We start from the raw sequence: 13,310 nt of genomic DNA, 5'->3' as shown, positions 1-13,310 counted from the left end.
ATGTTGTTGAGTGCATCCTTATTACCCAATGCACTTACCTCATATACACATTTAAGTTTTCACTTGCCGATCTACTGTATTGAGAAAAACTCAAATAATAAAGATCTTTTCTATATCTGATGTATAATTCTAACATATATAACAAGTCAATTCCTAAGAATATAATGCCTAAAGACGATGGATTTTATGGATCAAATAAATTTTTTTCTTCTGAGTGGTGGTATTTTGATTCAATTTTTAACAACAATTACAGTATACATATCGGTTTTACCACGGTTTCTAAAAAGAATATTATGTCTTTCCCAGAAATTGAAATATATAAAGATGGCAAAATAGTGAAGAAAGCAATAAGGCGATATCTATCTAAAGATTTCGAAATATCAAAACAGCTCCCTCTGGTCAAATTATTTAATAATAATATTTTTGAGTTTGATATGGAGAGGTTCAATAGCAGAGGAGAATGGGTCTATAATGTTACACCAAAGATAGATGATCTAGAAGTTAACTTAAAGTTTATCAGTACCACTCCTGGGTGGAAAATTGAATGGGAAAGGGAGAAGTGGATTGTAGCTTTACCAAAAGCATCTGTAACAGGTGAGATTGTTGTTGACGGAAAGAGAATGAAGGTCAATGGTATAGGTTATCATGATCATAACTGGAGTACTAACATTTCAAGAATAACGAATCTATGGGGCTGGCATTGGGGAAAAATAGCAGGTAAGACCTTGAATATAGTTTGGGCAAATATTATGAAAACATCCTCTGAAGGAGATTTACTCGCTGTTGTAAACAAGGATAACCAAGGATATCTTGCTGTTAACCCAGAAAATATCTATCTCAAACTTGATAAATTTATTCGTAATCATGGGAGAAAAATGCCGACAATTTATAAATTAAAAATTGATGATGTTGTAAATGATATTCCGATATATGTTGATGTTAAAATGGAAGTCCAAAATATTCACAGAAGATTTAAAAAATTATTAATTGCCCCTTATTGGAGATATCATGCAAAAGTAAAAGGTGTAATATCTTTGGGTACATGCCAAGAGAATATAGATAAAACTCAGATAATGGAATTTTTCCGTTTGATTTAACTGCATATATTACTATACACAAAATTCAAATACGAATCGGTTTTTCTATGTTATTATGCGTTCTTCATTTTTGGAATATGCAAGGTTGATTAGATTACCGGGATTAGGTGGTTTTTCAATAGCACCAGTCTTTGGAGCTATTAGTCTTATCTACATTGGTGTATATGTTGATTTAAAAATTCTTATTCTCCTTTTCTTAATTGGAGTTTTTAAATCAATATATGGAATCGTGTTAAATGATTATGCAGATATTGAAATTGATAAACTATCTGAAGATTCCAGTAAACGCCCTTTAGTAAAAGGAACAATTTCTAAAAAAACTGCACTCATAATATGTGTGCTATGTGTCATCGGTGTATTTGTAATAGTTTTTTTATTTTTTTATAAGAATCAACTCTCATTTTATTTGGGAATATTATGCATAATAGTTGCTGCCATTTTTGGTACAATATATAACTTGTATGGAAAAAGATTCAGTTTTTCTGCCATTATTTCTGCTCTTGCAGATGCTTTATTTGTATTAGTAGGCGCATTTCTTGTTTCGAATGATATAAATCTTAATATATTTACTTGGGTTGTTTTTATTCTTGTATTTACCCAATATTTTTTCATGACCGCAGTAGTTGGCGGAATAAAAGATGCTGACCATGATATACTTATGAATGTAAAAAACATAGCTTTGGCGAGTGGTGTTAGGGTTTACGAAGAAAATAAACTTTTTATCCCTATAAGGTTTAAAGCCTTTGCATTGGGTATAAGATTTTTTGATGGTTTTGTCGTGTTTGTCCCCTTTGCTTTTTACAGAGCAGATTACGAATTATGGCATATTCTACTATTGTTATTTCTTGTTTTAGTGGTACTGTATTTTAGTGTAAAACTGATAAATATTAAAACCCTTGAAAGACGAGGTAGAACCGTTAAAATTCTGGGGTTACAGGGAGTTTTACGGTATTCTTTTGTTCCTATTATACTCGTTCCAGTAATTGGTTTATTTTATGCATTTTTATTAGTTATTTTCCCACTTTTATGGTATATTATCTTTAGATTTACAGTTGTAAAAGATTATTTTGCATCTTGATTTAATCTTGATGATTAAAGGAATCACATTTTTTTATGAAATATATCGCAAATAATTTAAATTATGTCAATCAATTTCAAATCATGAGTGTTAACAGAAATTCAAAATCAACGATGCGTAGCGACAATTACATCCAGTATGCCTTAAAAGATATTTTACCTGCTGATGATGCATTTCATGGATCAATAAAACATGTTGCCGCAGAGTGGTGGTATTTTGATGCGATTTTTACTAATAATTACAGTTTACATGTTGGATGCAGGACCTTTTCTAAAAAAAATTTTGGTCTAGTATCACCATTCTTAGAGATATATAAAGATGGTAAATTAGTAGCAGATGCGGTAAAACGATACTTTTTTCGTGATTTTCATACATCCTCAGAATTTCCTATGGTAAAACTAGCTGGTGACACTATCATTGGATTTGATGAACAGAAATATAGAGATAAAAAAGAGTGGATGTATGAGCTTTCATTAAAAATAGATGAATGCGAGGTTCATCTAAAATTTATAGGTACTACTAAAGGATGGAAATATGAGACCGCTGCAGAAAGCTGGGTTGTTGCTTTACCGAAAGCATCTGTAACAGGTGAGATTATCATTGATGGGGATAAAATGGAGGTTCAGGGTACTGGTTATCATGATCATAACTGGAACTATACAATATGGACACCTATAAACTATGGTAAAGCGTGGTATTGGGGCAGAATAATCAGTGAAACATTTAATTTATCCTGGGCAAAAATAATGAAAACATCTTCACAAGGGGAATTACTCGCTATAATAAATCAGGATGATAAAGGCTATTTTCCAGTTAATCCAGAGAATATACACTTTAAATCTAACAGATTTATTTATAATCACAGGAGGAAGATACCAACAAGTTTTACTCTAAAAATAGACGATACTGCCAGAGGTGCCCCTATCAATGTCGATATCCAGATGGATACATATAATATACATTATAGTAGAGCATTGTTTTTCCCATATTGGAGGTATCATGTAAAATCAACAGGCTTTATCTCAGTTGGTTCTCATAAAGAAGTTGTAAATAATACGCAGATAATGGAATATCTAAAGTTTAGCTAGACTTTATTGTAATCAGAAAAACTCAAATAGAGCCAGCTTTTTCATATATCCTATGAATAAGATTGTTGCTTATGCAAAACTGTTGCGTATACCTGGTCTTGGAGCGCTTGCTATTCCACCTGTGATTGGTGCTCTAACTGTTGGTGTTTCTGATTTTTTTACGCTTGCTATACTTTTTGGTATCGGCGCCTGTTCTGCCATGTATGGTTTTATTCTTAATGATTATGCGGATGTTGAGTTAGATTCCCTTGTTGATGATCTTTATGGGAAACCATTGGTGAGTGGTGATATATCAAAAAAAACAGCTGTTGCAATATGTGTATTTTTAAGTTTGATAGCATTTTTACTTCTGTTTTATTTATTCCGTGGAAAGGTTCTAGATGATTACAAATTTTTTTCGTTATTATGCATAGTGCTCGCTGGCATCTTAGGTAGCATATATGATCTATATGGTAAAAAAATCGCTGGGTCAGATTTCTTTGTCGCTATATCAATGGCTTTCCTGTTCTTAGCTGGTGCTCTCGCTGTTGGAGTTCCAAATGTAATCACATGGATTATTTTTATCCTCACTTTTAACCAGACATTACATATGAATGTGGTTGAAGGTGGCATAAAAGATGCTGATCATGACTACAAGATGGGTGTTAAAAACATAGCTCTTTATTCTGGTGTACGCGTTGAAAACAATGCTATAACTATACCATTTTCCTTTAAAATGTTTGGGATGGGAATTCGTCTGTTCTCAGCTTGTCTACTTTTCATACCATTTTTTATTTTTGGCTACAATTACTATGTCTGGCAACTTATCATACTAGCATTAGCAACATTTGGCGTCCTATTCTTCAGCATTAAACTTTTATCAATCAAGATTTTTTTGCGTAACAAAATCCAGAAATACATTGGTATTCAATCGTTTTTGAGATATTCACTTGTTCCAATTATGCTTATGTCAATCATAAACCCGCTAATATGTGTATTTCTAATTATTTTCCCTATTTTATGGTATATCATTTTAACTCCGCTAGTTGGGGAGAGACTTTTCAGACCACGGATGTAAAAATGAACCAAAGAAAAAATATATGTATAATCGGGGCAGGTATCGGAGGTTTAACCGCTGGGGTGCTTTTAACTAAAAAAGGACATAGAGTAACAATATTCGAAAAAGAGCCTATGATTGGTGGCAGAGCGCTTTCGTTTTATCCTTCCAATTTTACACTTGAGGAATACAAAAATCTCCTAGCAAGATTCCATATGAATATAGCCTTTTCAGAACCTGACCTAGAAACAATTTTTGAGAAAAAAATGCTAGATGGCTATAAACTAGACCTTGGATATCACACGATTGGTGGTGGGGTTTTATCTAACACAAATAACATATTATCTCAACTAGATGAACACATTGAAATCCTTGAGTCATATGTTGGTTTTATAAAAGAAAACGGTTATGATTTTCCTTTTTTATCAAGAGTTGACAAGATCAAGATATTCCCAAATATATTCAGACTTCTTTTTTCTAGTGAAAAAACAATGAAAAAATTAGATTCTATTTCAATGACAGAAACCATCAAAAAATATGGCAAAGGCAAGATGAAACTTATCCTCGAGATTTTTTCCAGATCGATCACGACAATGAATAACCTTGATAAAATTTCAACTGGGGAAATGTTACGCGCTCAGAGAGGTCTTTTAAAAGGATCAAAACCAGTTGGGTACCCTAAAGGTGGGCTTGGTAGCATCACACAGAAGCTAGCTAATTATATTATAAAAAATGGTGGCGTGATAAATTTAAAAAAACCTGTGCAGAAAATTGTTATTAAAGACAACAAAGCTGTTGGGGTTGTGGTAGACGATAAAGAGCGAACTTTTGACGTTATAATCTCTAATGTATTAGTTCAGGATCTTTTTAAAATCGCTGATGAAAAATACTTCCCTAAAGAATATGTGAAAGAGCTTAAATCACTAAAGGGAACAGGTAGTCTATGTGCCTATTATTCTCTAAAAAAAATTGATCCATTTCTAGTTGGTAAAACATTTCATTTTATAGAGAGAGACGCTGGTGTTGATGGCGAAGATGCTGTTGGTATGATTGATTTTATGTCAGCATCACAAGATGCTGGTCTCGCCCCAGAAGGTTGTTACCTTGTTCAATCATACATAATTTGTACACCAGAAGAAGCAAAGGATAAAAAAACTTTAACTAAACTAAGAGGTTTTCTTGATAAAAATCTTAAACAGCTTGTCCCTGATTTTCATAAAAACCTTAACTGGTGTATATATCCTACGATATGGCATCTTGATGGGGTAGCTAAGACAATTGATAGAGATAAACCAAAAATTCAGACACCAGTAGATAACCTATATTTGGTTGGTGATTGTGTAAAAGCTCCAGGAATAGGTTTTACCTGTGCATTAAACTCAGTAAGTATTTTAATGTATTTTTTAGAACAAAACAATGATTAATTTAAACTTTCACCAAATTTTATAGGATAAAAAAGCCTTGGAAAAACATTTAATATATGGACTGATACGAGTAGACGATGAAAAAGATTGAGCCAAGTGAGATCCGTGATAAATTCGGGAAACTAACAATAAAAGAACCTTATAGCAAAACCAAATGGTTTTCAGTACATATAAGAGGCTATATAGATTTATTTCGTGCATTCACGTTATTTGCACCACTTGTTGTATCAATGTTTATAGCTGTTGCAAGTCTTGTATATAACCTAGAGAAAATTAAACCATCTTTACTACAGGATTGGTTGATAACAGTTGGTTATACAAGTTTTACTATTGTTTTAGTGAATGCTGCATCAAACGCGTTGAATCAAGCTACTGATGTAGAAGCTGATAGGATATCGAAACCATACCGACCTATCCCTAGAGGCGTTGTAAAACCTGATGAGGCAACAAGTCTCGCCTACCTATTATACCTATTTGCTTTGATAAGATCTGTAACAATTAACCTATGGTTTGGTATATTCATATTTCTCATAATGATATTTACAGTAACCTATTCTCTCCCCCCAAGGATAAAACGAATTATATTTCTTAATCAGATATGGATTGCTGTACCAAGAGGTTTACTTGGTATACTTGCATCATGGAGTGTTTTCGGGGATCCTTTCCAGAGAGAACCCTGGATAATTGGTACGATTGCTACTTTATTTTTAATTGGTGGAATGGCGACCAAGGATATAGTTGATAGCGATGCAGATAAAAAAACTGGAATACGCACCATGATAAATACTTATGGGGTTAAAAAAACAGCTTTTATATCATTACCATTTATGTTTTTCCCATTTGCATCGATCCCGGTACTAATAAACATGGGTTTTTTAGAGGAGTATCTTTGGCCATTGACGTTTTTACTTATACCAAGCTTTATTGTATTTTATCTCATGATTAAAGAAAGTGAAAGTAAAACCCTAGAGAATGTTCATGCTTGGTCAGTTATGTACATTGAATACATATTCTTCGCGATTGGATTTACTTTATTAGTAATATTCAGTGATCTTATTTAAATGCTAAAAATTTAAAAAGGTTTGATAAATTTATTTGGTATGTTCAAAAGATTTTATTGATTCGGTTGCTAGATCCTTGTATTCTTTTTCTGTTTTTTCGAATTCCTTGTGTGTAAAATAACTTAGATAGCTAGCCGCTATTCTATGCAAGTAATAGCCTATTATCTCTATCTCACGAGGTGTATAGTCTTCTTCAGTTAATTGACAGTTCAGGCTATGTGCTTTTTTACGCAGTTCATCTAGAGAACGGGGTCCCAATATGTTTTCTTCATCAGGCATGTAAATAGGTATGTTTTGTTAGCTTAAAATTTTATTTGTTTATAACTTTTAAATAAAATATTTAGTAAAAATGTCGGGGGCGGGAGTTGAACCCGCGGCCTCCTGATATCTTAGCGCAAGGCTAAATACGAACCCCTTTAGCTGAGCTTATGAGTCAGGCGCTCTAACCAGGCTGAGCCACCCCGACGTAACAGAGAACAGAACAACGAAGTATTTATAAAAACTTTCATGATAATAAGAATTTTTATTCCATAACAAGTTTTTTCTTTGCACGTAAAAAAATAATAGGAACTGAAAGTTCTTTCAACCTTTTTCTAAGCTCCGTATCATTTGTAACGACAACACCATCGGTTTCTTTAGCTAACTCAATAATGGAATCATCTGCATTTTCTGATTTAACATCAACAATCTCGTATTTTTCAATGAGTTTAATAGCTGCTTTTGCTTTCATCTTTTTTTTACCAGCCTGCTCTTTTTTTGCCAAAAAATCTAGTTCATCTACAACAGCTTTTGGAACAACAACCGCATGAGAACCCAAGAGGCGAGTGAGTTCATTCTCTAAGTCTATAGAGAATTCAAAAAGCATCATTATAGCGCTACTATCAAGAATAACTACTTTGTGTATTCTATCTCCCCATAACCTATCAGATGCCATCTACTATCAATCCTTCTGCTTATAGCCGTTCTCTGTTTTTCCATAGCACAAACCGGCAGCTTAAGTTTAACTTTAACTTTTTCACCATAAGCAGAAGTAACGATACCAACTGTGGTAGCAGTACCAATTGTAAGCATCAACGGTTCATTTGTTCTTATAGGATCAACATCCTTTTCATCAACAGTTCCAACAACCCTTTTCAGTAGATGTATAGATAAACCAAAATCCTCAACAACAGGTGGCATCTCACCAGGTTTTCCAACAACCTTACCAACATATGCATCTGATTTAGTTCTATCTGGATCAAGACCGGTTCCAACAGCTATAAGACCACCAGGTGAGGCTTCTTCAACAGACTTACCACCAGTCATAAGAGATTCAATTGTAGCAATTATAGGCTCAGTCACTTTTTTTCCCTCAACCTCGATTTTCCTACCAGGAGCTATCTCTATTTCGTCACCTTTTTTGAAAACACCTTGAACCAATGATCCACCGATTACACCACCCTTTAAATCAGCTGGTCTAGTCCCAGGTTTATTTATATCAAAACTTCTAGCGACATACATGAAAGGTGGTTTATTTTTATCCCTCTTCGGAGTAGGGATATATTTCTCCATGACTTGAATAAGAACATCTATGTTAGTATCATGGTGTGCGCTCACAGGAATAATTGGTGCATTCTCTGCGCATGTACCCTCAATAAATTTCAGAATCTGCTCATAATGTTTGATAGCATTCTTTTCAGATACTAAATCTATTTTGTTTTGAACAATTATAATGTTTTTAGCACCAACTATGTCAAGCGCTGTTAAATGCTCCCTAGTCTGAGGTTGAGGACAAGGCTCATTTGCAGCGATGACAAGCACAGCACCATCCATAATAGCAGCACCAGAGAGCATAACAGCCATCAGAGTCTCATGACCTGGTGAGTCAACAAAAGAAACAACACGCAACAACTCAGTAGCACTACCACAAACAGGGCATTTACTCTTGGTGGAATAACACTGAGGCTCATCACATTTGGGGCATTTATAGAAAGCAGCATCAGCATAACCAAGTTTTATAGAAATACCTCGTTTAATTTCTTCAGAGTGTTCATCAGTCCACTTACCAGTAAGCCTCTGCGTCAGAGTAGTTTTCCCATGGTCAACATGACCAATCATACCAATATTTACTTCAGGTTGTTTTGGTAAACTCATCTACTGCTCCTCTTTTTTCTCTCCTTCAGATTTGGTTTCTACGGGTTTCTGTTCTCCGCTACCAATAATTTGATCAATGGGTTTTGAGCTATACTTAATTACTTTCATATTAATCTGAACTATGTCTTGGCTGATAGTGTTTCCTCTAATGGATTTTTTACGTCTTAAACCCTTTTCAGTTGGTTTGAAACCCTTGCTTTTACTCACCAGTATTCGCCTTCGACCAACACCTGGAAGATCACTTCTCATCGGGAAACCATCTTTATCAGAGCCACCTGTTATCTGCAATTTATAACCTGGTAGCGAAATAAATATACCGTCTACCTCATCACCAACTTTTTTGCCTATTAAAGAGTTAGCATGATGTCCACTAACAGGTATTTGGTATGATTTACCATTTTTTGTGTCATTTACAACAACTTTGAATTCTACCATACTATTTTTTCTCCTTTAATTTGTTTTTAAACTTAAACTTTTTCAGGTAACAAGATTACATATTAATAAGTTATTGTTTAGATAACACATCAGAAAAAGTCTGAAATATATAAAAAAATATTTAAGGGAAATGTAGATAGGCTGCTACTAAAAACTGGTAGTTGTGTGGGGAGGAAAAATGACTGAATTCGTCTGGTATTGGACAAAAGGAGAAAGTAGGATATACACGAAAAAAAGTGATATAGCTGAAAAAGCCTTGAAAGAAGGAACTCTTGTAATGGGAATGAGGCTAAAACCAAATATAATTAAATATTAAAAAAAACAAATTTTACTGGTTAATGCAATAGTTTCATTTGCTTTTGAGTTCATGCAACGGAAGCTTTTTAGATAGTTACTATATTAGGCTATAGAAATTATGTCTGATATAGATTATAAAAAATTGCTTAATAGGGTGCTAAGTGATCAGTCTGCGAAGAAAGTTGTCGAAGATCGTTTTAAAATGCCTAAGGCAGAGATATTTTATGAGGGCAATACTACTGTTATAAAAAATTTTGATAAGATATCTGATGCTATTAATCGTGATCCTCAGCTTATTTTTAAGTTTCTTTTAGGTGGTGTTGGTACAGCTGGTGAGATAGATGGTAGTAGGGCTGTATTTCAGGGTAAGATACCGATGAAGCAGTTGCAGGATAAGTTGAAGGATTATGTGGATCTTTATGTGATTTGTTCTGAGTGTAATAAACCTGATACTCATCTTGTTAAGCAGGATAGGATGATTTTGATTAGATGTGATGCTTGTGGTGCTTTTCGTCCTGTTACTAAGGTTACTAAGAAGAAGCTTCTGCAGCAGCCTGTTGAGGATTTGAAAGAGGGTATGACGTACGAGTTGACGATTAAGGATATTGGTAAGAAGGGGGATGGTGTTGCTTTTTTTGATAGGTATGTTATTTATGTGCCTGGTGCAGTTAAGGGTTCTACGGTTAAGATTAAGATAGAGAAAGTTTCTGGTACTGTTGCTTTTGGCGAAGTTGTGAAGGACTAAGTTTTGTTATTAGCGAAAAATATTTAAACCGAACTACATATGTCATGACGTTGTCTGACGTTTGATGTCGTTTGTCATTTGTTAGACAGACAAACGATACATGTTATGACAACAATTTGGTATATGTGAGGAGAAGAAGATAATGGAGAAAAACCGTATAACAATTCGACTGCCTCAACATGATCTTCACTCGATAGATCTTTTTATCAGAGCAGGCGAATTTTCTTCTCGATCTGAAGTGATAAGACGTGCAGTAAATGAGTTCATAACAAATTATGCAGCAACAGTTATTGAAAAAGCTGAGAAGATCAAAAAGGTTCAAGAATTGGAGCTTGCGGTTGAATCCATTGAACCTTACATAAAGAAATGATGGTTAGTTAGACTGTAGGGGGGATGGGATGCACCCCGAGAAGGGCGCCAGAAAATGGCGTCCTTCAAACTACCAGAATAGGAGGAAGATGGGATGACCACAAACAACGGAAAAAGTATGAATATGGAAAGTTTTATCGCAAGTGCGATAGAAAATAAGGCTGATGAAGAAAGTAAAATAAAGATTGATGACGGTTTGTTTGGTACTCCACGTATAATGATAGTAGGTTGTGGAGGAGCTGGTGGAAACACAATAACAAGACTTAAAAAACTTGGTGTAAAAGGCGCAGAAACAATTGCCATAAACACAGACAAAATGGCTTTAGACTTAGTTGAAGCAGACAAAAAAGTGTTAATAGGCAAGAATCTGACTAAGGGACTAGGCGCTGGTGGTTTCCCAGAGATAGGAGAGCGCGCCGCCCGTGAGTCCAGCGCACAACTTGAGGAATTACTAGCAGGAGCAAACCTTGTGTTCATCTGCGCAGGTATGGGTGGTGGTACTGGTACTGGTTCTGCACCTGTTGTTGCTGAAATAGCAAAAAAACAGGGTGCTATTGTCACTGGTATGGTTTCAACACCTTTCAATGTTGAGAGGGCAAGACTTATAAAAGCAGATGAAGGCCTTGACAAACTAAGAGTAACTGCAGACAGCACTGTTGTTCTCGACAACAACCGTTTATTAGAATTCGTTCCAAACCTACCAATAAACCAGGCTTTCTCTGTGATGGACCAGCTCATAGCTGAGACAGTAAAAGGTATATCTGAGACTATAACAATTCCATCTCTAATAAACCTTGACTACGCGGATATGAAGGCTATAATGAACTCAGGCGGCCTATCTGTGATGCTCTGGGGAGAAGCAGATGAGGATGCCGGTGTAGACGCAATTGTACACGAAGCACTTAACCATCCACTACTTAATGTAGACTACAAAGGAGCAAACGGTGCACTTGTACACATAACAGGTGGACCGAATATGAGCCTAAAGTATGTACAGGATGTGGCAAAGAAACTCACTGAGAATCTAGACTGCTACGCAAACGTTATACTAGGCGCAAGAGTACTACCAGAGTTCGAGGGTAAATGCAGGGTGATGGCGATCATGACCGGTGTACAATCACCAAACCTACTCGGCCCAAAAAGCGCATCAGCAATGGACAGAATGCCAACAAGACAAACCGTAACTCACCCAAAGTTTGGCATTGACTTCGTGAGATAAACAAAAAAACTTTTTCTTTTTCTTTTTTTAATTATTTTTCCCCTATAAAATTATTTTTGTACCATTAAAAGATTCATCGAGTATCGCTTTCTCTAGTTGGTCAAGTTTTTTCCCGTTTACAACATAAGTGTTTAACCTTGCTTTTTTTATTATTTTAAGAGCAGGCCCATCGATAACAACGTTTTTACCAGCTATATCCCAGCTTGTACCATACTCGTCAATAAGGTGTTGTATAAACACGGTTTTAAGTTGTTTTGCATCAGAGTATTTGTTAGGATCTTTGTCATAAACCCCATCTACGTTTGTCGCTATGATATACCTGTCAGCTTTTACTTTTTCTGCTAGCTCAGCACCAACCATGTCTGTGCTATGACCTGGTGTTGTACCGCCCATAACCACTATTGGTTTGTTTATTTTCTTCGCCTCAGAAGTAGTAGATGGTATCTTTTTATTTGATATTTTAAGTATGTTGGTTAATAGTTTTGCGTTAAGCCTAGTTATATCTATACCGATTTCATCCAATGTTTTTTCATCAAGTTTTAGTTCACGACCTAGTTTTATGTAAGCTCTAGCTGTTTTTCCACCACCGATAACCAGATATATTTTGTATTTTTTACATAGTTTTTCAAACATGTCTTTAAGTTTTTTAAAAAAAATTAAGTCCGCTTCATCTGATAATATGACTGATCCGCCGAGGGATATCACTATTCTTTCCATGAAAAGAGTGTATGCATATTTTGATTTATTAGAGTTGTTAAAACTACAAAAAAGGTTTTTTTTATGCTACCTCTGGACCAATCTGTCCTTTCTTAGGTGTTGCCCCAAGTCTAACCTGTGGTAGTGGAATAGGTGGTGGTAAACCTAGGTCCTTAGCTATGCTTACTGCCTCTGGGACGCATGCGTGCATAACAGCTGTGTGAATCTGACTTGCTATCTGATCAGGCATCTTACGAGTGTTTCTCCATTCATTAGTGATTTTCTTTGCATCATTATCCTCATAATACAGAGAACCTTCAAGTTTAATCATACCTATAGGTCCATAGCTTGCGATATATTGGAAATCAATGATTGCTTCATTTTCTTTTACATCAATCATCTGGGTTATTGTACTATTATGGTCTATGCGTATCTGTTGAGGGCGTTCACTAGGGTTTATGAAACGTCTTGCTTCAATGGATTTTAGTTGTATGTTTTTGATTTTCATATATAAACCTGATAACAGACAACAGATTTTTACTTCTTTCGTTAATTTAGGCATTGGGGACAGAATTAACTAGGTCTCATTCTTACAGTAAAAATGTTATGTAAGAATGCTATTGAGAATAATG

The 13,310-nt window shown here is 35.0% G+C and carries 16 protein-coding genes and 1 tRNA gene; 10 read left to right on the top strand and 7 right to left on the bottom strand.

Annotated features, from left to right (window positions below):
* The first annotated feature begins 164 nt into the window (after positions 1 to 164).
* The 6 genes from QHH19_03745 (at position 165) to QHH19_03720 (ending at position 6,784) form a co-directional block, all read left to right on the top strand.
* Positions 165 to 1,097 carry a hypothetical protein gene (locus tag QHH19_03745; GenBank protein MDH7517438.1) on the top strand — a complete coding sequence of 311 codons (933 nt, stop codon included), beginning with the start codon at positions 165 to 167 and terminating at the stop codon, positions 1,095 to 1,097.
* A gap of 55 nt (positions 1,098 to 1,152) precedes the next feature.
* Complete coding sequence (locus tag QHH19_03740) at positions 1,153 to 2,175, top strand: UbiA family prenyltransferase (protein ID MDH7517437.1); 1,023 nt, start codon at positions 1,153 to 1,155, stop codon at positions 2,173 to 2,175.
* 83 nt (positions 2,176 to 2,258) lie between these two features.
* Positions 2,259 to 3,263, top strand: coding sequence for a hypothetical protein (locus QHH19_03735; protein ID MDH7517436.1), 1,005 nt, complete (start codon positions 2,259 to 2,261; stop codon positions 3,261 to 3,263).
* Between the two features lie 52 nt (positions 3,264 to 3,315).
* Positions 3,316 to 4,320 carry a UbiA family prenyltransferase gene (locus tag QHH19_03730; GenBank protein MDH7517435.1) on the top strand — a complete coding sequence of 335 codons (1,005 nt, stop codon included), beginning with the start codon at positions 3,316 to 3,318 and terminating at the stop codon, positions 4,318 to 4,320.
* Positions 4,321 to 4,322: 2 nt separating this feature from the next.
* On the top strand, positions 4,323 to 5,723 hold the full coding sequence (locus QHH19_03725; GenBank protein MDH7517434.1) for an FAD-dependent oxidoreductase: 1,401 nt from the start codon (positions 4,323 to 4,325) through the stop codon (positions 5,721 to 5,723).
* A 77-nt stretch (positions 5,724 to 5,800) separates the two neighbouring features.
* A complete protein-coding gene (locus QHH19_03720) occupies positions 5,801 to 6,784 on the top strand; it encodes a UbiA family prenyltransferase (protein MDH7517433.1) in 984 nt (327 codons plus the stop codon).
* 30 nt (positions 6,785 to 6,814) lie between these two features.
* Here QHH19_03720 and QHH19_03715 read toward each other — a convergent pair whose 3' ends face one another.
* From QHH19_03715 to QHH19_03695, 5 genes are all read right to left on the bottom strand, one after another.
* Positions 6,815 to 7,063 carry a hypothetical protein gene (locus QHH19_03715; protein MDH7517432.1) on the bottom strand — a complete coding sequence of 83 codons (249 nt, stop codon included), beginning with the start codon at positions 7,061 to 7,063 and terminating at the stop codon, positions 6,815 to 6,817.
* A 71-nt stretch (positions 7,064 to 7,134) separates the two neighbouring features.
* A tRNA-Met gene (locus tag QHH19_03710) sits at positions 7,135 to 7,250 on the bottom strand.
* 57 nt (positions 7,251 to 7,307) lie between these two features.
* Positions 7,308 to 7,718 carry a DNA-binding protein gene (locus QHH19_03705; protein MDH7517431.1) on the bottom strand — a complete coding sequence of 137 codons (411 nt, stop codon included), beginning with the start codon at positions 7,716 to 7,718 and terminating at the stop codon, positions 7,308 to 7,310.
* Complete coding sequence (locus QHH19_03700; GenBank protein MDH7517430.1) at positions 7,676 to 8,917, bottom strand: translation initiation factor IF-2 subunit gamma; 1,242 nt, start codon at positions 8,915 to 8,917, stop codon at positions 7,676 to 7,678. Before QHH19_03700 ends, QHH19_03705 begins: the two co-directional genes overlap by 43 nt.
* Positions 8,918 to 9,352, bottom strand: a complete 435-nt coding sequence (locus tag QHH19_03695) for a 30S ribosomal protein S6e (protein MDH7517429.1) — start codon at positions 9,350 to 9,352, stop codon at positions 8,918 to 8,920.
* 178 nt (positions 9,353 to 9,530) lie between these two features.
* On the opposite strand from QHH19_03695, the gene QHH19_03690 reads away from it, so the two are divergent.
* The 4 genes from QHH19_03690 (at position 9,531) to ftsZ (ending at position 11,982) form a co-directional block, all read left to right on the top strand.
* The gene (locus QHH19_03690) at positions 9,531 to 9,668 is read left to right on the top strand and encodes a hypothetical protein (GenBank protein MDH7517428.1); all 138 of its coding nucleotides are present in this window, start codon (positions 9,531 to 9,533) and stop codon (positions 9,666 to 9,668) included.
* 99 nt (positions 9,669 to 9,767) lie between these two features.
* Positions 9,768 to 10,394, top strand: a complete 627-nt coding sequence (locus tag QHH19_03685; GenBank protein ID MDH7517427.1) for a translation initiation factor IF-2 subunit beta — start codon at positions 9,768 to 9,770, stop codon at positions 10,392 to 10,394.
* A gap of 142 nt (positions 10,395 to 10,536) precedes the next feature.
* On the top strand, positions 10,537 to 10,764 hold the full coding sequence (locus QHH19_03680; GenBank protein ID MDH7517426.1) for a ribbon-helix-helix domain-containing protein: 228 nt from the start codon (positions 10,537 to 10,539) through the stop codon (positions 10,762 to 10,764).
* 123 nt (positions 10,765 to 10,887) lie between these two features.
* On the top strand, positions 10,888 to 11,982 hold the full coding sequence (gene ftsZ / locus QHH19_03675; GenBank protein MDH7517425.1) for a cell division protein FtsZ: 1,095 nt from the start codon (positions 10,888 to 10,890) through the stop codon (positions 11,980 to 11,982).
* 42 nt (positions 11,983 to 12,024) lie between these two features.
* Here ftsZ and pyrH read toward each other — a convergent pair whose 3' ends face one another.
* Together pyrH and QHH19_03665 are read right to left on the bottom strand one after the other, a co-directional pair.
* Positions 12,025 to 12,699 carry a UMP kinase gene (gene pyrH, locus QHH19_03670; protein ID MDH7517424.1) on the bottom strand — a complete coding sequence of 225 codons (675 nt, stop codon included), beginning with the start codon at positions 12,697 to 12,699 and terminating at the stop codon, positions 12,025 to 12,027.
* Between the two features lie 61 nt (positions 12,700 to 12,760).
* Positions 12,761 to 13,186: a hypothetical protein gene (locus tag QHH19_03665; protein MDH7517423.1), complete on the bottom strand. Its 426-nt coding sequence runs from the start codon at positions 13,184 to 13,186 to the stop codon at positions 12,761 to 12,763.
* Positions 13,187 to 13,310: the final 124 nt, after the last annotated feature.

Source organism: Candidatus Thermoplasmatota archaeon (assembly GCA_029907305.1).
GTDB lineage: Archaea > Thermoplasmatota > E2 > DHVEG-1 > DHVEG-1 > JARYMC01.
Note: the sequence above shows the minus strand (reverse complement) of the source record. Positions and strands in the feature narration are given on the sequence as shown.

Bases quoted from the DNA above. Each gene is read 5' to 3' on its own strand.
- QHH19_03720 (MDH7517433.1), top strand. From the start codon at position 5,801: ATGAAAAAGATTGAGCCAAGTGAGATCCGTGATAAATTCGGGAAACTA.
- QHH19_03735 (MDH7517436.1), top strand. From the start codon at position 2,259: ATGAGTGTTAACAGAAATTCAAAATCAACGATGCGTAGCGACAATTAC.
- QHH19_03685 (MDH7517427.1), top strand. From the start codon at position 9,768: ATGTCTGATATAGATTATAAAAAATTGCTTAATAGGGTGCTAAGTGAT.
- QHH19_03740 (MDH7517437.1), top strand. From the start codon at position 1,153: ATGCGTTCTTCATTTTTGGAATATGCAAGGTTGATTAGATTACCGGGA.
- QHH19_03700 (MDH7517430.1), bottom strand. From the start codon at position 8,917: ATGAGTTTACCAAAACAACCTGAAGTAAATATTGGTATGATTGGTCAT.
- QHH19_03730 (MDH7517435.1), top strand. From the start codon at position 3,316: ATGAATAAGATTGTTGCTTATGCAAAACTGTTGCGTATACCTGGTCTT.
- QHH19_03745 (MDH7517438.1), top strand. From the start codon at position 165: ATGCCTAAAGACGATGGATTTTATGGATCAAATAAATTTTTTTCTTCT.
- QHH19_03715 (MDH7517432.1), bottom strand. From the start codon at position 7,063: ATGCCTGATGAAGAAAACATATTGGGACCCCGTTCTCTAGATGAACTG.
- ftsZ (MDH7517425.1), top strand. From the start codon at position 10,888: ATGGAAAGTTTTATCGCAAGTGCGATAGAAAATAAGGCTGATGAAGAA.
- QHH19_03695 (MDH7517429.1), bottom strand. From the start codon at position 9,352: ATGGTAGAATTCAAAGTTGTTGTAAATGACACAAAAAATGGTAAATCA.
- QHH19_03690 (MDH7517428.1), top strand. From the start codon at position 9,531: ATGACTGAATTCGTCTGGTATTGGACAAAAGGAGAAAGTAGGATATAC.
- pyrH (MDH7517424.1), bottom strand. From the start codon at position 12,699: ATGGAAAGAATAGTGATATCCCTCGGCGGATCAGTCATATTATCAGAT.
- QHH19_03705 (MDH7517431.1), bottom strand. From the start codon at position 7,718: ATGGCATCTGATAGGTTATGGGGAGATAGAATACACAAAGTAGTTATT.
- QHH19_03725 (MDH7517434.1), top strand. From the start codon at position 4,323: ATGAACCAAAGAAAAAATATATGTATAATCGGGGCAGGTATCGGAGGT.
- QHH19_03665 (MDH7517423.1), bottom strand. From the start codon at position 13,186: ATGAAAATCAAAAACATACAACTAAAATCCATTGAAGCAAGACGTTTC.
- QHH19_03680 (MDH7517426.1), top strand. From the start codon at position 10,537: ATGGAGAAAAACCGTATAACAATTCGACTGCCTCAACATGATCTTCAC.